The organism is Candidatus Nitrosarchaeum limnium BG20 (assembly GCF_000241145.1).
Classification (GTDB): domain Archaea; phylum Thermoproteota; class Nitrososphaeria; order Nitrososphaerales; family Nitrosopumilaceae; genus Nitrosarchaeum; species Nitrosarchaeum limnae.
In genome coordinates this window covers 1-16,332 of the sequence record NZ_AHJG01000070.1, presented here as the reverse complement: position 1 = coordinate 16,332, position 16,332 = coordinate 1, and the positions used below count along the sequence as shown (strand labels likewise).

Genomic DNA, 16,332 nt, shown 5'->3' with positions numbered 1-16,332 from the left:
GGTGCAGCTGGTTTCTCAACTGGTGCAGCTGGTTTCTCAACTGGTGCAGCTGGTTTCTCTGTAGATGTTTCCTGTTTTACTTTAGCTGCAATATCTGCGCCAAATTGTGCTTGTGGTGCAGTTGCTGCAGGTACAGTTTTAGAACAACTGGTGCTGAAACGACTGGAGCATTGTCTTGAACATTGCCGTGGTAGGATGCAAATCCTACACCGGCAGCTACAATTGCAATAGAAAATATAATTGCAATTTTGTCTATGCTTGCCATATTGATTTGGATGCTTTATAGATACTAAATAAATCTAGTCTTTATTTTTGGTCTGTGTATTGGTATTCTTTTTGAATTTTCTATTTTTATCAAAAATTTACAATAATACAAAACAAGTGATGCAAATTCTACATGATCGCTTTAATTGTTTTTAACAATAGTCAACGATATTGAACACTTCTTTCTTTTATTGTTGATAAAATTAGTATTTTCATAAGATGCATTGGAGCTGTCACCAAGTAACTCCCGTTTTTGGTCTTAAGCACCTTTGCATTAAATTTTTTTAGCAGCCAAGTTTTTCTCCGATGGAATTAACTCATATGTTATTTTCAACTTTCTTTGTTTCAACAACTGTTTAATAAAAAAAGTTCTTCGCTCAATAAATACGTCATCGCTTTTTTGATTCAACGAAAGATGATCAAAAATCGTTTTATCGTCTATTGCTATTTTTATAACATCTTCATTTTTTATGATAAATGTACCAATTCCCCAAAATAATCCAATATGCAGTCCAATGTATTTTGATTGAATATTGGATACTTTGTCCAAGTAAATTTCTGCATGCTCTCTTTTTTGGTCTATCATTGAATTATTTGTTTGAATTGTCCATGATATTCTCTTAGTATTTCCATCAAAAAATAAAACATGCTCCAAGTGTCAACCAAAAAACCGTTTTTTGTCTATATATTTTGAATCCCGCCCTTATGATCAAAGATTCAAAGCTAAACATATGTTAGAGTCACACACATTCTTCTCAAAGATGGTAGATGAACTCGTAGAATTCTCAGAATATGATCCTGAATTAAAAGATGGAATTCGTTGGCTAGATGATCAGGCTCAGAAAAAGGGAATCACATTTTATGATATGGTCTTTGAAGTATTGTACAAACATGATGTAAATTCAAAAGCAAAAGAATGGCTTAACACAAGAAACTAAAGTTATTTTCTCAGGTCAAGCTCTTTGTATTCACAGCCTTCTGGTCCGCAATACTTTCCAACATAGACTGCCTTTGGTCTATACAGTGCAGGTTTTGGTGCTGCTTCTGCAAATTTCTCTTCAATGATGTGTGCTGCCCATCCTGCAACTCTTGATATTGCAAAGATTGGTGTGTTCAAATCCATTGGAATTTTTAGCATATAGTAAATTGATGCACTATACAAATCCACATTTGGATAGATGTCTTTCCCTTTCTGTTTTTTCATTTCTTCGATAGTCGTTGTTTCAACTTTTTCTGTAATGTCATACCATGGTTCGCCTGTTTTTGCACCGAGTTTTCTTGATAATTCTTTTAGAATTGTTGCTCTTGGATCATATGTCTTGTATACTGCATGACCCATTCCCATTATTCTTTCACCTTTTTCCATTCTTTCTTTAATCCATGGAACTACATTGTCTATTGTCCCTATTTCTAAAAGCATCTTCATCACTTCAGTATTTGCTCCTCCATGTAGTTCGCCACTTAATGCCCCTATGGCAGCGCTTGCAGCTGAATACATATGGGCTCTAGTTGATGCAACTTGTCTTGCCACAAATGTTGATGCGTTAAACGTATGATCAGCATGAAGAATCAAACAAGTGTCAAATATCTTTTCAATTTCTTTATCTGGTTTTTCACCAAACATCATGTATAGGAAATTTGCTGCATGATCTAAAGATGGATCAGGATCAATAATTTCTAAGCCATCTCTGACTCTTTGCCAACTTGCAATTATTGTTGGAATTTTGGCAATCAGATTGATAGCTTTATCATAACTTGCTTCTTTTGTTGCAAATTCTTCATCATAATATCCAGCAAGTGCTGAAACAAACGCCTGCAACATATCCATAGGATCTGCATCCTTTCTCCAATTTCCCATGTTGATTTGCATTCTTTTTGGAATCCATCTTGCTTCATTTAATTTGGATTTGAATTGAGCCAGCTGTTCTTTAGTTGGCAGATCATCGTGCAATAATAGATATGCCGTTTCTTCATAACTTGATTTTTTTGTGAGTTCAAAGATATCATAACCACGATAAATTAATTTGCCTTTTTCTCCATCAATATTTGATATTTTAGTGTCGGCAACTTCGATTCCACGCAAGCCGATGTTTTTTGTTTCCATATCTATTCTGAGAGAAATCTTCTATTAAATTTTGGCAAGAAATCATGTCTATGAAGTTTAGTAATTAGTCTAATATGACAACTCTGGCTCATAAATGATTATTTTTAAACAAAAATTAAATGAATCAATCTGAGCGAGAACTACTGGAGAAATTAGATAATCTAGTTTTGACTGCATCTCCAGATGAATTACAAAAAATTCAAGAAATTGATCTTCAAACACAATTAAACGGTACATCATTTTACGATGCATTTGTAAATTCCACTTCTTTGGCAAATCAAAGCATGAGACAAGAATCTCGAGAATCTAATCGATAAATCATTCTTGATTTAAATGAGGGCATTTCAAAAAATCCATAATAATGGTCGCAGCTAAAACAAAAAAAGCAACCAAAGCTTCGAAGAAAATTACAAAAACCACAAAAAAACCTACAAAAACTAATCCTAGAACCAAAGTAGTTTGTATCTCCCATAAAGAAGATGCTGATGGAATTAGTTCTGCAGCTTTGATAAGACAAGCATTTGGTGGTGATTCTATTTTAGTTGATTATCCTGGTCAGATGGAAGCTATTCAAAAAGTTTCTACTGATGAAAAATTAAAGTCATTATACATTTGTGATTTAGGTCTTAGTAAAAAGAATCAAGATGAATTTGTTGAATTGTTGAGAATTTTAAAAAAGAATCATGTTACAGTTACATACATTGATCATCATGACATTGATCCAAAAATTGTCAAAGACCTAGAAAAAATTAAAGTAAAAATGATTCATGACATTAACGAATGCACAACTGTTCAAGTCTACAATGCATTCAAATCAAAACTCTCTGATCATGCTCCTTTCATTGCAGCTTGTGCTGCCATTACTGATTATATGGAAGATAGACCACTTGGCTCAAAATTACTTCAAATCTATGATAGACAATTTGCATTGATCAATGCCACTGTTCTTACTTACAATATAGTTGGACATCAAAAAGATCCTGACTATTTGTTGTATCTAGTTGAAGAACTAGCAGAATCAAAATTCCCACATGAAATTCCAAACACATTTGAATTTGCACAAATTCAGGTTGAAAAATTAGCATTGATAATTGCTAAAGTAAAACAAGGAATGAAGACTATGAAAAATATTGGATATATGGAAATTATGGATTCTGGAGCAAGTGGTGCAGTTAATTTTGTTTTAGGATTATCTGGAAAAGATGTTGGTGTTGCATACAAAGAACGAGTTGATCATGGTATCTATGCTGTATCTGTAAGAGGTTCTAAATCTTGCAAAATACATTTGGGCAAAATTGTAAATCTTCTTGCAACTGAGCTTGGTGGCTCAGGTGGAGGACATGATAAAGCATGTGGTGCAGTTATTCCTAAACCAAAAATTCAAACGTTCCTCAAGGAATTTAATAAGAAACTAAATCAATAATTTATTTAATTTCTACTATTGCATCAATCTCAGTCATTGAATTCAATGGCAAACTTGATACTCCTAATGCAACTCTGGCATGTTTTCCTTTCTCTCCAAATATTTCATACAACAAATCTGATGCTGCATTGATTACCTTTGGATGTTGTGTGAATTCTGGTACTGCATTTACAAATCCGGATAATTTGACAATTCTTGAGATTTTCTCCAAATCTCCTATTTCTTTTTTGATTTGAGCAAGTATGTTGACTGCACAAACTATCGCTGCTTTTTTTGCAGTTTCTATATTTGCGTCTGAAACTTTTCCTGTAAATACAACTTTTCCATCTTCCATTGGGATTTGTCCTGAAACAAATAGTAAATTCCCAGATTTTACAACTGGAATATACGAACCTGCTGGGTTAGGTGGTATTGGTATCTTAATTCCAATCGATTTAATTTTTTCTTCAATCATAATATGAGTGAAAATATCTTATCTGCTTTTAATTTTTACTTATTTTGATGAGTACTTTTTCGCCTTTGTTTGAATTGCTCTGATAGACCGTTCTTGTTTTGTAACCTTGCTTTTGTAAACAACCATCCAAAATATATGCCCATGGTAATGAATGACCGCTATTTAGCTTTGATTCAATTGTTATATTTTTTGTATGTGCGTCAAAATTTACATGTCCTGAACACTTGATTTGTAGTGCAGCATCCATAATCTCAATTATCTCATCTAGTGATTTACTTTTTAAATTAATTCCATTTTTCTCTAGTAATTTGAGCATGTCAAGATCTGGTTTTTTTGATTCTATTATTGAATTTAGAATATGTGTTAAGCCATACTCGTTGATTATTCGAATAATCTTGTAAATTTCTTGGGCTTCATTTTTTGTCATGTCTGCTAGAGATTCTGTTTTAATTGCATTTTTCCAAATATCTGCAAACACTCTGTTTTGATTTATTCCTAATACTTCGGTTGATGAAAATATTGCACCTTTTCCATTTTCGTTATCTATCATTAGTACTTCTGTTTCATCAAAGACAAAACAATTCTGTATTGAATCTGAAACTCTGATTTTTACTTCATTAGGTATTGCTCTGAACATTTCTGAGCAAATCTGAGAGGATGGAATTAGTAATTTTACATCCAAATTTCTTCGTAACACTGACAACAGCTGTTCTTTGCATTCTGCTAACAGTCCTAATCCCCATTGATCGGCAGTAATGTTGATTGATTGCTTTGAACCCTCAATCATTGTTTTTAGTTGTTCTAAAACATTATTTGCACTAACATGAAAATATCTTTTCTCTTCAGACCCTCTTGATTTTCTACTTTCTTCGCTAGCCTTTTTCAGATTTGAAATCAATGTATTCATTGCATTTACTTTGTTTATCTGCTCGTGAATGATTGAGTCAAATGCATCTTCTGGTGCAATAGCTGTACACATAATCGGCTTGCTTTTTGAAATTATTACCAGTTTCTTGTTTTCAAGTTTTAATAATGTTGGATAAACTTTAGTTCTAGGAAGATCTGAATAATATGCTAGTTCTCCTGCAGATATTGTTCCTTTTGATATTAATGCAACATACGCTTGAGCCTCATATTTGCTCAAGCCAAACTCTTCTAGACTTACAGTCAGTACATGCTCATTTACCATGATTATCATTTCCACATGATTAGGTAACAGGTAGAGCTAAATTCCTTTACACAAATACTCAAAATAATTTAAAATTGTAACTATGCTCTGATGTGACTGCAGTTACTGACAAAATTGTGACACTGTCCTGAAATATCAAATATCTAATGATTACTTGATATGATATGTAATCCTAACCTAGTCAAAATCGAGTGCCTAAATGTATCTCACACTGTTACACTTGTTCCTCGACTAGAATATTCTAATTCTTTACTAAATAACATCATAGATGTTTTAAGAATAAAAAAACTTGAACTAAAAAAATCAAATCGTAATTTTCTAGAATTAGATGATGATGACCATACTTACGTAAAAGCAGTTGATTTTGAAAAAACTATTGCGTTTTCTCTGGAAATTCTCATTAAAATACAAAAAAGAATCAATACTATATCTGGAATTAACAGTATTCCTGAGCTATTGCCTTTGACTATTCCGTTGATTAGGACTGTCAGTGCTCAGCTTTTTACTCTACTTCCTGTATGCAGTCAGAGTCTTTCTGAATTATCCGTTCATTTAGGAAGTATTATTTTGGATTCTGCCTTTCTAACTGAGGCTAGATTCGATTTTAGTCAATCAAATGTTGAATCCTCATCTGTTTTAAATAAAGTAAAATTGATGACTGACTCTAAAATAAATAAGCAGTACCCTAATCTCGATTTTTCTAAAGCATGCAATGCTTGAATTTTCTTAACCCTAGACGTGATTCTACAATAAATCAGCTACAGTCACTGTCAGCAAATATTGAAAAAAAATTGTCCATTAACATTCCAGATGTTAAAATCGACAAATTATCTGCCGAAGAATTACAGGATATTAATAAAATAGTGGGCTTGGCAAATTACATGCTTATAAAATATGAGGATAAGAAAGAGACTAGACTACTTTTAGAGCAATTTGTTTCACTTATTACAGAATCAGCACAATCTGTTGAATGCATTGACGATGAAATATCTGAATTAATTTTGTCTGCTGAAAATTCTATTAATAAAGTCAAAACTATGCATACCAAACTCTCGGCAGACTCTGATCTTAAAAAATCATATTTGACTGAGTTTGCTGATAGTGAATCTGAAATTGGTTCAATAAATTTAACCAATTTTACTAGAGCAGTTAACACATCTGAATACCAACAAAAATCTCAAGAGAGAACCGTGCAAATGATATGAGTTTAGCCCCCCAAGAACTAGAAAACAGTGCAAGCAAATATGCTACCGAGGCAATCAAATTTGATTCCCAAGGCGCACGAGGCATGGCAATAACAAACTATCAATATGCCATTGATTCCCTTATGAAATTAGTACAACTTTATCCAACCAGCAAACTTAATCCTATTTACAAAGACAGATGTAATTCTTATCATACAAGAATCACCGCTCTCCAAGAATCACGTGGAGTAGAACCTGCAGTAGACCCAAACGCTTCTCCTAAAGAACAAAAAGAATCTGTACAAAGACAAACAGATGAAAATGATTTTGAAGAACTAGTAATGAAGGAAAAACCCAATGTAACTTGGGATGAAGTAATTGGATTAGATGATGCTAAAAATGCTTTACGTGAATCAATAGTATATCCTACAAAAAGACCTGATTTGTTCCCTCTTGGCTGGCCAAAAGGAATGCTGCTTTATGGTCCACCTGGAACTGGTAAGACAATGCTAGCAGCTGCAACTGCAAATGAAATGGATGGATACTTCATCAATGTAGATGCTTCTTCTATGATGAGTAAATGGTTAGGTGAGGCTGAAAAGAACGTTTCAAAATTATTTGCTATGGCAAGAAAATATACTGAAAAAGAAGGAAAACCAGTTATCCTTTTTGTCGACGAAGTTGATTCTCTCTTAGGTTCTAGAAACAGCGAAGTTGGTGGAGAGGTAAGAACTAAAAATCAATTCTTAACTGAGATGGATGGTGTTAATGGTAAAGGCAAAGATTTGATGTTATATGTAATTGGTGCTACAAACAAACCATGGAGTCTAGATTGGCCATTCCTTAGACGATTCCAAAAAAGAATCTATGTGTCTCTTCCAACTCAGGAGGCAAGAGAAAAATTATTTGAACAATATACTGCTCCATTAAGAAAGGATCTTAAAGTTAACAAAGTCGAGCTTGCAAAATTATTTGACGGTTACAGTGCAAGTGATGTTAAAGATGTCTGTCAAGCAGCACAGATTAAAGCAGTTCATGAAATATTCAATGCCCCTGATTATCATGAGCCAGTAGAAGGTGAAACACCGATTCAACCACGTCCGATCACAACAGCTGACTTTAAAGAAATCATGGCAAGAAGAAAACCAAGTGTTTCACTTGAAATGATAAGAGCATATCACAAGTGGAGCGAAGAATTCCGAGCACTTTAGGAATTCAATTTATTTTGCGATCAGCGTTCAAAAAACTTAAATCCACAATCAAAAGAACTCGTCGAGGGTCACAATTACTACAAAGAAATCAATCCACGCAAACAAGTTTGGAAAGCTGATTTTCGATGATGGCACCGTTCTTGATGGGATGGGTTTTGGGTATCCTACAACTGTTTTTGGTGAAATTGTCTTTAATACAGGAATGGTTGGTTATACTGAGACACTAACTGATCCGTCTTATAGTGGTCAAATTCTAACAATTACTTACCCTCTAGTAGGTAATTACGGAGTTCCAGATCCCTCGATTAAAGATAAGGATGGAATTCCAAAGTTTTTTGAATCTGATAAAATTCAACTTCGTGGATTAGTTGTCCATGAACTTTCCTTGACTGCAAGTCATTGGAATCTCTCAATGACTCTTGATGAATGGCTGTACAAAGAAAAAATTCCTGGAATTTCTGGAATTGATACCAGAGAATTGACAAAAAACCTTCGTACTGGAGGAGTAAAAATGGCAGCCCTTGCAGTGTCTGATACTGAAATCAACGTAAATGAAATCAAAAAGCAACTTGCATTAGCACCTCATTATAACTCTGAACAATTTATGGATACAGTTTCCACAAAACAAGAAATGATTTATGGAAATGAACAAAAATCTGTGGTTGTAATTGATACTGGAACAAAAAATGCTATACTGCGAAATATTCGTGAACTTGGTTATAAGGTGATTAGATTACCATGGAATACAACATTTGAAAAAATTATGTCATATCATCCTAAAGGTGTAGTTATCAGTAATGGTCCAGGTGATCCTCAAAAATGTTCTGAAACAATTGAGACTGCAAGAAAACTTATTGATAAAAATGTTCCAACACTTGGAATTTGTTTGGGTGCACAAATTATTGGTCTTGCAGGTAACACTGAAACTTACAAATTAAAATATGGACATAGAGGACAAAACAAATCTTGTGTTAATTTAGAAAATGATCAAGTATATGTTACAAGTCAGAATCATGGATATGGAATCACTCCAGAATCTTTGAAAGCATCTGAATTTAATTTATGGTTTACAAACGCAGACGATAAAACAGTCGAAGGAATAAAACACAAAAAACAAAACTGTATTGCAGTTCAGTTTCATCCGGAAGCTGCACCAGGACCTTATGATTGTAAATTCGTCTTTGAAGAGCTCAAGCACCTTATGGAGGAAGGCAAATCTGCCGAAGAATGAATCGATAAAAAAAATTCTTGTACTTGGTAGTGGGGCAATAAAAATCGGAGAAGCCGGCGAGAGTCGCTAAAAACGACCGTCAATTTGACTACTCCGGAAGCCAATGCCTCAAAGCAATCCAGGAAGATGGGATCAAAAGTGTCTTAATCAATCCAAACATTGCAACTATCCAAACTGATAGTAGATTTGCAAATAAGGTGTACCTGCTACCCGTCAATGTAGAGTATGTAGAATCTATTATCGAAAAAGAAAGACCTGATGGAATTATGCTTGCATATGGAGGTCAAACTGCATTGAATTGTGGTGTAAATCTTGCAGAAGCAGGCATTCTTGACAAGTATGGTGTGCGTGTTTTAGGCACACAAATTCCGGAATTCAGCGAACTGAGGATCGTCAACTCTTCAAAGATTCTATGAATCAATGCAATGTTCCAGTTTTAAAAAGTAGAACTGTAAAGAATTTTTCTGACGCAAAAGAAATCGCAGAAGAATTAGGATACCCCGTAATTATTCGTGTAGCTTATACACTTGGAGGAAAAGGCGGTGGAGTTGCATACAATGAAATTGAATTGCATGAAATTGTTGAACGAGGATTAAGAGCAAGTCTTGTTGGGCAAGTTCTAGTTGAAGAATACATTGGACATTGGAAACAAATAGAATATGAGGTAATGCAAGATTACGGCGGAAATAATGTAATTGTATGTAACATGGAAAATGTTCTTTCGATGAAAGTTCATACAGGTGATAACATTGTAGTTGCACCATCTCAAACCATTGATAATCATGAATATCACATGCTACGTACTGCAGCTTTGAGGGCAACTAAACATGTAGGAATTGTGGGCGAATGTAATATTCAATATGCACTAGATTCTGTTTCAGATAGGTATGTTGCAATTGAAATTAATCCTAGATTGTCCCGCTCATCTGCACTTGCAAGTAAAGCAACTGGTTATCCACTTGCATACATGTCTGCAAAAATTGGACTGGGATACACATTACCAGAGCTTGTAAATAGAATCACAAAAACCACCACTGCTTGCTTTGAGCCTTCTTTAGATTATGTTGTATGTAAACATCCTAGATGGGATTTTGCAAAATTTGCTCAGGTGAAAAGAAAACTCGGTCCTACAATGAAATCCGTCGGTGAAGTTATGGCAGTTGGAAGAAGCTTTGAGGAATCTCTACAAAAAGCAATAAGAATGCTTGACATTGGAAATGATGGTCTTGTCTTAAATCGAGTAACCCATGAATCTTATACTGAGGAACAGATAGAAGATTTTCTATCTCATCCAAACGATTTGATTCTTTATTATGTCGCGGCTGCATTAAAAATGGGAATATCCGTTGAAAAAATCTACAAACTTTCTGCAATTGATCCTTGGTTTATAGAAAAATAAAAAACATTGTAGATATTGAATCCAAATTAAAATCTGAATCAATTAGTACTTCATTATTATGGGAATCTAAAAAATTGGGGTTCTCTGATAGGCAAATTGCGCGTGCAAAAGACAAATCTCCTGAAGAAATTCGTGAAATTCGTAAAAAAGCAGGCGTTTTACCCTCTGTAAAACAAATAGATACTTTGGCAGCTGAATGGCCTGCTGTAACTAATTATCTCTATTTGACATATGGTGGACACCATCATGATATTAAAATCAACCCTGAAGATAAAGGAGTTATCGTACTTGGTGCAGGCCCTTATCGTATTGGTAGTAGTGTAGAATTTGATTGGGGAACTGTGAATATGGTTTGGGGTTTGCAAGAAAATGGAGAAAAAAATGTTTCAGTAGTAAATTGTAATCCTGAAACAGTTTCTACTGATTATGATATTTGCAGTAGATTGTATTTTGAAGAATTGACTTTAGAGCGAATTTTGGATATCGCTGAATTTGAAAATCCAAAAGGAATTGTGACATGTGTTGGTGGTCAAACCGCAAATAATCTTACATTGGGGCTCGCAAAAAATGGTGTTAATATTATTGGAACTTCGGCAAATGATGTTGATAGAGCTGAGAATCGTTCCAAATTTAGTGCTGAATTAGATAAATTACATATTCAACAACCTCGTTGGCAAGCATTTGCAAATATTGTTGAAGCAAAAAGTTTTGCACAAGATGTTGGGTTTCCTGTAATTGTAAGACCTTCATATGTTTTGTCTGGCGCTGCAATGAAAGTTGTATGGTCTCAAGATGAATTAAAAAAATATGTTAAGGAAGCAACTGATGTATCCCCTGATCATCCAGTTGTAATTTCAAAATTCATGCTAAATTCTTTAGAGGTTGATGTTGATGGCGTTTGCAATGGGACCGATGTTATCATTGGAGCAATAGTTGAACACATTGAAAGTGCTGGTGTTCACTCTGGTGATGCAATGATGTGTATTCCACCATGGCGACTCAACAATAAAACTATTGAAACAATTACTGAATATTCTACAAAGATTGCAAAAACGTTTAATGTCAAAGGACCATTCAATCTACAATTTCTAATACATGATGATCACGTTTATGTGATTGAGCTAAACATTAGAGCTTCTCGTTCAATGCCATTTGTATCAAAACTTGTCAAGACGAATCTTATTGCCCTTGCCGCAAAAGCAGTTTTAGGTAAACCTCTACCTAAATTACCTGAGAATAAATGGCAAAAAATATCTAATTTTGGAATCAAAGTTCCTCAATTCTCCTTTATGGCTTTAGAAGGTGCAGATATCAGACTAGGCGTAGAAATGCAGTCTACTGGTGAGGTTGCTTGCTTTGGTACAAGCTTTTATGATGCATTGGCTAAGGGATTGACTTCTGCAGGATACACTCTTCCAAGTACAGGAACAGCTCTAGTTACAGTAGGTGGTTCTGTAAATAAAGAAAAATTACTGCAACCAATAGCTCGATTGAAAAGTCTTGGATTTAAAATAGTTGCAACTGAACATACTGCCGAATTTTTTGAAGAAAAAATTGGTGGTATTGAAGTAGTGCACAAAATTTCAGAACCTCAGAGAAAACCAAACATCGCAGATTTGTTATACGAAAGAAAAATTGACTTTATCATAAACATTCCAAGTACATCTACACTTGAAAAATATGTTGGAATGCTGGAAGATGAATATCAAATTAGAAGAAAGTCATTGGAGCTTGGAATTCCTGTGCTCACGACTATTGAACTTGCAGATTCATTTGTTAAAACTCTGGAATGGCTTAAAGATAATAAAACAACCCGAGATCCAATTGAACCATATGATAAACTAGAATAATTGTTTTCAGTATTTTTCATCACTATAATCATTTTCTAAAATTTTTAATCTTACAAAACTTGATCAATTACAGATTCATCTCCGATTATTGTTCCATCTAATGTAATTATTCTTGCAGATGATGTGTCTTTGATTTTTTCTATAATTGGTGATATTGATTTTTTATATTTTTTTTATGTGTTGCATACAAATATCTATTAAATGATGGAATTATTGTAACTTCTATCTCTCCTGATTTATTTGGAAAAATGTTTTGTTTTTCTGTTTTCAATGAAACCCATACTCTTTGACCATTTAACACTGAATCTTCTTGAAAGTATACTGGATGTACATGTCCCATGATGATTTTATCTACATGAGAAAAATTCTCTGAAGGCATTGTGTGTCCATGTGTGAGTAAAATATTTTCTTCAACCATTCCAGTTGAACTGATCATTGTAATATTGTCTGGAACCAATCTCTGAATGTTTGCATCATGATTTCCAGGAATTAACACCACATCGCATTTTTGTTTTATTTTATTGAAAAACAATGGAACCTCATCCCATTCACTTTTTGAGATACTTTTGATACTTGATTTTACATCTCCTAGTAAAATTAACGAATCTGGTTTTTCTTGATCAATTACGCTTGATAACTCTTCTATTGTTTCGTTAATTGAGGAGTTTTTTCCTATGAATATTTCATTTGATGCAAGACTGCTTTCAAATCCAATATGCAAATCTGTTGCTATGATATGTTTTTTCTCCCCCTCTAGAATCATTATTGGTTTTGTTGGTATTATTCTTGTTTTAAACATCAAAGATATACGATAGACTTTGGATTAAATTCTTGTGAAAAAAGATTCTGAAAGAATTGAATCTGTTGTTTCTGAAAAAAGAGTCAAATTACATGTTTTTGAACCAAGCCAAAGAAAAATTTGGACTGTTGTTGGTAAAGGTAAGGAACACTGGTTAGATCCTGATGCTGAGTATTGCTCTTGTTTAGGATATTATTTTGGCAGATTGATCAAAAAAACAACCTGCTATCATTTAGAATCTGTAATGTTAGCTAAAAAAGAAAACAAAATTGAAACAATTACCTTTTCTGATGAAGAATACAATGATTTTCTTTCAGGATTAATTTCAGATTTGTAAGTTTTTACCATTCGAACTTGTTAATAATGAGAAGTATTACAAAATAATTATGGAAGAAAACAAATACAATTCCCTGATTGAAAAAATTGCAACTATGATTGAAAATGATGGAGTGTCTTTAGATGAACAAAATGTCCAGAAACTACAAAAGTACAAAGAACATGTTAAATCGAATTCGAATCTCACTGATGATGATTCTATGGAGATAGTTTACGAATCATTGCTTTACTTAAAATTAAAAAATTCTGATTCTGGTGATCCATTACAAAAAGGTGATGAATTTGGCGCTGGATTCAGCTAATTCTACCCTAGTGGAATAGTTTCTATATCTTCTTTTGAAACCCCTTTCCAGAGTCCAACCATTCCTTCTGGTTTTACCTCTTCAACTTTGGTTATGTGTTGAATTTTTATGTGATCTGGTGTAGGTGGCATCCAAAGCATAGCCATATAATCTCCAACATTTCCTACTTTACTTGGTAATGCCATTATGATTTTATCTTTTGAAAATCCTTTTGAGACTAGGGCATTTGTTGCTTTTTCTTGAAGATCCATTCTACCATGTGTGAATAGATAGATGTTTTTTTGAGTGTCAATATTTGTCATAAAATACATTGAATTCTATGCTAAATCAATCTTTCCTGATCTGCCGAATGCCAAAAAGGGTTAAATTAGAATAAACAAAATTTTGAATTGTGAAAATATTCACTGTCGGCAGCAAATCATTTGTAACCAGCTTTCAATTAGCAGGAGTTCCTGGAATTATCTCTGATACACCTAAAGAAGCTCTGGATGAAATTAAGAAACTAACCGATGATTCTGATGTTGGATTAGTTTTGGTAAGTGATGATATGACTGAATCTATAGGTGATGAACTCACTGAACTTAGAGCAGAAAAGTCTACTCTTGTATTTGCATTACCTTCAGCCGGTAGCGAAAAATCTGAGGTTGATTACAGATTAATGCTCAAAAAGATTCTTGGTGTATAATCTAATCTACTTATATTCAATATTCTAAAGTTTTTGATATGAAGACTGCGTTTGTTAAAGAACCATCTGTTATAGCAATAAATGAAACAGAAAAACCAAAACTTGGTTCTGGAGAAATTTTGATTCAAATGCAAGCATGTGGGATTTGTGGTTCTGATTTGGAAAAAGTTTTTGGCGAATATGGTCAACCTTCGATGCGTTTGGGTCATGAGCCTGCAGGGATTATAGTTGATGTTAGTTCCGATGTGAGTTCATTCAAAAAAGGTGATAGAGTATTTACCCACCATCATGTTCCGTGTTATTCTTGTCACTTATGTAAACATGGCAATGAAACAATGTGTCCAAAATATTATGAAACTAATCTTTCTCCTTGTGGTTTGTCTGAAGAATATGTTGTACCAAAATGGAATGTAGATCATGGAGGTGTATTAAAAATTCCAGACACGATGAGTTTTGAAGAGGCTGCAATGATTGAACCTTTAGCATGTTGTGTTAGGGCATGGACTAAATATTCTTATCAAGAAGGTGACTCTGTAGCCATTTTTGGTGTTGGTCCTACTGGGATGATGCATGTAATGCTTGCACAATCAAAAAAATTCTCAAAAATCTTCTGTTTTGATGTTAATGATTTTCAGATTATCTTTTGCAAAAAAATTTAACATTACAGATTCAATTAACTCATTTGATGAGAATAGAAAACAGAAAATTTTGGAACATACTGGAGGAAATGGTGTAGATGTAGCAATTGTAGCAACAAGTAGTCTGAAAGCATTAGAAGATGCAATTGACATGGTACGAAAAGGTGGAGCTGTCATGATGTTTGGAGTTCCTTCAAAAGATGCAAAAATAATTTTGAATATGGGTAAAATTTATTCAAAAGAAATCACGTTAGTGACAAGTTATGCTGCTTCTGATACTGATACTAAAGAATCTCTTAGATTGATAGACTCATCTCAAATTGATGTAAAGAAATTGGTGACTCACACTTATCCTATTGAAGAATCTCAGAAAGCATTTGACCATGCTAGAAGTGGTGACAATGCAATGAAAATAATTATTACTAAATAAGAAACGCTTAAGAAAGGTATTTCTATTCTTTCAAAATCGAAGATACATGGATTGGGGATTAAAAAATAGACTTTCACAGATTATCAAACCACAAAATAACCGTGCGTTAATGTTGGCAGTTGATCATGGGTACTTTTTAGGTCCAACTGAAAAATTAGAAAATCCAAAAAAAGTGATTGCCCCTTTGCTAAAATATTGTGACTCTCTGATGCTTACAAGAGGTGTTCAAAGAACTTCAGTTCCAACGTTTACCAATGTTCCTATGGTTTTACGGGTTTCAGGTGGTTCAAGTATTATTGGTGAAGATTTATCTCAAGAAGAAATCACTGTAAGCATTAAAGATGCAATTAGACTAAATGCTAGTGCTCTTGCAATGTCTATTTTTGTTGGTTCAAAATATGAACATCAAACAATAGTTAATCTTGGTAAACTAGTTAGCGAAGCAGAAGAATATGGGATTCCAGTGCTTGCAGTTACCGCTGTCGGCAAAGAACTAGGAAAAGATGCTCGATATCTTTCATTAGCATGCAGAATTGCGGCTGAACAAGGAGCTCATATTGTCAAGACCTACTATTGTGAGAACTTTTGAAAAAGTGGTCCAATCATGCCCTGTTCCAATTATTGTTGCGGGTGGAAAAAAGATTCCTGAACGTGATGCATTACAATTGACATTTAATGCAATCAAAGGTGGAGCCGTAGGCGTTGATATGGGTCGAAATATCTGGCAATCTGATAATCCAGTAGCAATGATTCGAGCTGTAAGATCAATCGTTCATGGAAATGCAACAGTTGATCAAGCTTTTAAAATGTATCAAGCATTACGTAATGAAATA

The 16,332-nt window shown here is 33.9% G+C and carries 20 protein-coding genes and 3 pseudogenes; 17 read left to right on the top strand and 6 right to left on the bottom strand.

What is annotated here, in order from left to right:
- The coding region (locus BG20_RS12325) for a hypothetical protein (RefSeq protein ID WP_010190413.1) at positions 1 to 231 on the top strand (231 nt) is incomplete at its 5' end.
- A gap of 307 nt (positions 232 to 538) precedes the next feature.
- Here BG20_RS12325 and BG20_RS02405 read toward each other — a convergent pair.
- On the bottom strand, positions 539 to 919 hold the full coding sequence (locus BG20_RS02405; RefSeq protein ID WP_010190411.1) for a hypothetical protein: 381 nt from the start codon (positions 917 to 919) through the stop codon (positions 539 to 541).
- A 76-nt stretch (positions 920 to 995) separates the two neighbouring features.
- Here BG20_RS02405 and BG20_RS02400 point away from each other — a divergent pair, with 76 nt between their 5' ends.
- A complete protein-coding gene (locus BG20_RS02400; RefSeq protein ID WP_007401936.1) occupies positions 996 to 1,202 on the top strand; it encodes a hypothetical protein in 207 nt (68 codons plus the stop codon).
- 2 nt (positions 1,203 to 1,204) lie between these two features.
- On the opposite strand, the gene BG20_RS02395 is transcribed toward BG20_RS02400, so the two are convergent.
- Positions 1,205 to 2,368, bottom strand: coding sequence for a citrate synthase (locus BG20_RS02395; RefSeq protein WP_010190406.1), 1,164 nt, complete (start codon positions 2,366 to 2,368; stop codon positions 1,205 to 1,207).
- 119 nt (positions 2,369 to 2,487) lie between these two features.
- Between BG20_RS02395 and BG20_RS02390 the strand changes: the two genes are divergently transcribed.
- Both BG20_RS02390 and BG20_RS02385 read left to right on the top strand, forming a co-directional pair.
- Positions 2,488 to 2,685, top strand: coding sequence for a hypothetical protein (locus BG20_RS02390; protein WP_010190404.1), 198 nt, complete (start codon positions 2,488 to 2,490; stop codon positions 2,683 to 2,685).
- 44 nt (positions 2,686 to 2,729) lie between these two features.
- Positions 2,730 to 3,791: a DHHA1 domain-containing protein gene (locus BG20_RS02385; RefSeq protein WP_010190402.1), complete on the top strand. Its 1,062-nt coding sequence runs from the start codon at positions 2,730 to 2,732 to the stop codon at positions 3,789 to 3,791.
- A 1-nt stretch (position 3,792) separates the two neighbouring features.
- On the opposite strand, the gene BG20_RS02380 is transcribed toward BG20_RS02385, so the two are convergent.
- Both BG20_RS02380 and BG20_RS02375 read right to left on the bottom strand, forming a co-directional pair.
- The gene (locus BG20_RS02380; protein WP_010190400.1) at positions 3,793 to 4,245 is read right to left on the bottom strand and encodes a RidA family protein; all 453 of its coding nucleotides are present in this window, start codon (positions 4,243 to 4,245) and stop codon (positions 3,793 to 3,795) included.
- Positions 4,246 to 4,273: 28 nt separating this feature from the next.
- Entirely contained in the window at positions 4,274 to 5,434 is a 1,161-nt protein-coding gene (locus BG20_RS02375) for a TrmB family transcriptional regulator (RefSeq protein ID WP_010190399.1), read from the bottom strand.
- A gap of 159 nt (positions 5,435 to 5,593) precedes the next feature.
- Between BG20_RS02375 and BG20_RS02370 the strand changes: the two genes are divergently transcribed.
- From BG20_RS02370 to carB, 7 genes and pseudogenes are all read left to right on the top strand, one after another.
- Positions 5,594 to 6,154, top strand: a complete 561-nt coding sequence (locus tag BG20_RS02370; RefSeq protein WP_010190398.1) for a hypothetical protein — start codon at positions 5,594 to 5,596, stop codon at positions 6,152 to 6,154.
- Positions 6,142 to 6,639 carry a hypothetical protein gene (locus BG20_RS02365; protein ID WP_048096996.1) on the top strand — a complete coding sequence of 166 codons (498 nt, stop codon included), beginning with the start codon at positions 6,142 to 6,144 and terminating at the stop codon, positions 6,637 to 6,639. Before BG20_RS02370 ends, BG20_RS02365 begins: the two co-directional genes overlap by 13 nt.
- Entirely contained in the window at positions 6,636 to 7,829 is a 1,194-nt protein-coding gene (locus BG20_RS02360; RefSeq protein ID WP_010190395.1) for an AAA family ATPase, read from the top strand. Before BG20_RS02365 ends, BG20_RS02360 begins: the two co-directional genes overlap by 4 nt.
- A gap of 91 nt (positions 7,830 to 7,920) precedes the next feature.
- Complete coding sequence (gene carA, locus BG20_RS02355; protein WP_256359084.1) at positions 7,921 to 9,060, top strand: glutamine-hydrolyzing carbamoyl-phosphate synthase small subunit; 1,140 nt, start codon at positions 7,921 to 7,923, stop codon at positions 9,058 to 9,060.
- A 116-nt stretch (positions 9,061 to 9,176) separates the two neighbouring features.
- Entirely contained in the window at positions 9,177 to 9,476 is a 300-nt protein-coding gene (locus BG20_RS13060) for a carbamoyl phosphate synthase preATP-grasp domain-containing protein (RefSeq protein ID WP_476695739.1), read from the top strand.
- Positions 9,473 to 10,503, top strand: a pseudogene (locus BG20_RS13055) (ATP-binding protein); the annotation flags it as partial. The gene BG20_RS13060 and the pseudogene BG20_RS13055, both read left to right, overlap by 4 nt.
- On the top strand, positions 10,501 to 12,309 hold the full coding sequence (gene carB / locus BG20_RS13050) for a carbamoyl-phosphate synthase large subunit (protein ID WP_420805921.1): 1,809 nt from the start codon (positions 10,501 to 10,503) through the stop codon (positions 12,307 to 12,309). The pseudogene BG20_RS13055 and the gene carB, both read left to right, overlap by 3 nt.
- A gap of 50 nt (positions 12,310 to 12,359) precedes the next feature.
- On the opposite strand, the pseudogene BG20_RS02345 reads toward carB, so the two are convergent.
- Positions 12,360 to 13,108: pseudogene (locus tag BG20_RS02345) on the bottom strand (metallophosphoesterase).
- 34 nt (positions 13,109 to 13,142) lie between these two features.
- On the opposite strand from BG20_RS02345, the gene BG20_RS02340 reads away from it, so the two are divergent.
- Both BG20_RS02340 and BG20_RS02335 read left to right on the top strand, forming a co-directional pair.
- Complete coding sequence (locus tag BG20_RS02340; protein ID WP_007401905.1) at positions 13,143 to 13,445, top strand: hypothetical protein; 303 nt, start codon at positions 13,143 to 13,145, stop codon at positions 13,443 to 13,445.
- A gap of 49 nt (positions 13,446 to 13,494) precedes the next feature.
- Positions 13,495 to 13,746, top strand: coding sequence for a hypothetical protein (locus BG20_RS02335; protein ID WP_010190388.1), 252 nt, complete (start codon positions 13,495 to 13,497; stop codon positions 13,744 to 13,746).
- Between the two features lie 2 nt (positions 13,747 to 13,748).
- Here the strand turns inward: BG20_RS02335 and BG20_RS02330 are convergent, their stop codons facing one another.
- A complete protein-coding gene (locus tag BG20_RS02330) occupies positions 13,749 to 14,048 on the bottom strand; it encodes a hypothetical protein (RefSeq protein WP_010190386.1) in 300 nt (99 codons plus the stop codon).
- A gap of 89 nt (positions 14,049 to 14,137) precedes the next feature.
- Here BG20_RS02330 and BG20_RS02325 point away from each other — a divergent pair, with 89 nt between their 5' ends.
- The 4 genes and pseudogenes from BG20_RS02325 to lsrF all read left to right on the top strand — a co-directional run.
- Positions 14,138 to 14,431: a V-type ATP synthase subunit F gene (locus BG20_RS02325; protein ID WP_010190384.1), complete on the top strand. Its 294-nt coding sequence runs from the start codon at positions 14,138 to 14,140 to the stop codon at positions 14,429 to 14,431.
- Positions 14,432 to 14,469: 38 nt separating this feature from the next.
- Entirely contained in the window at positions 14,470 to 15,090 is a 621-nt protein-coding gene (locus BG20_RS13045; RefSeq protein ID WP_238527461.1) for an alcohol dehydrogenase catalytic domain-containing protein, read from the top strand.
- Positions 15,050 to 15,499 carry a zinc-binding dehydrogenase gene (locus BG20_RS13040; protein ID WP_238527460.1) on the top strand — a complete coding sequence of 150 codons (450 nt, stop codon included), beginning with the start codon at positions 15,050 to 15,052 and terminating at the stop codon, positions 15,497 to 15,499. Before BG20_RS13045 ends, BG20_RS13040 begins: the two co-directional genes overlap by 41 nt.
- Positions 15,500 to 15,545: 46 nt before the next feature.
- A pseudogene (gene lsrF / locus BG20_RS02315) lies at positions 15,546 to 16,332 on the top strand (3-hydroxy-5-phosphonooxypentane-2,4-dione thiolase); the annotation flags it as partial.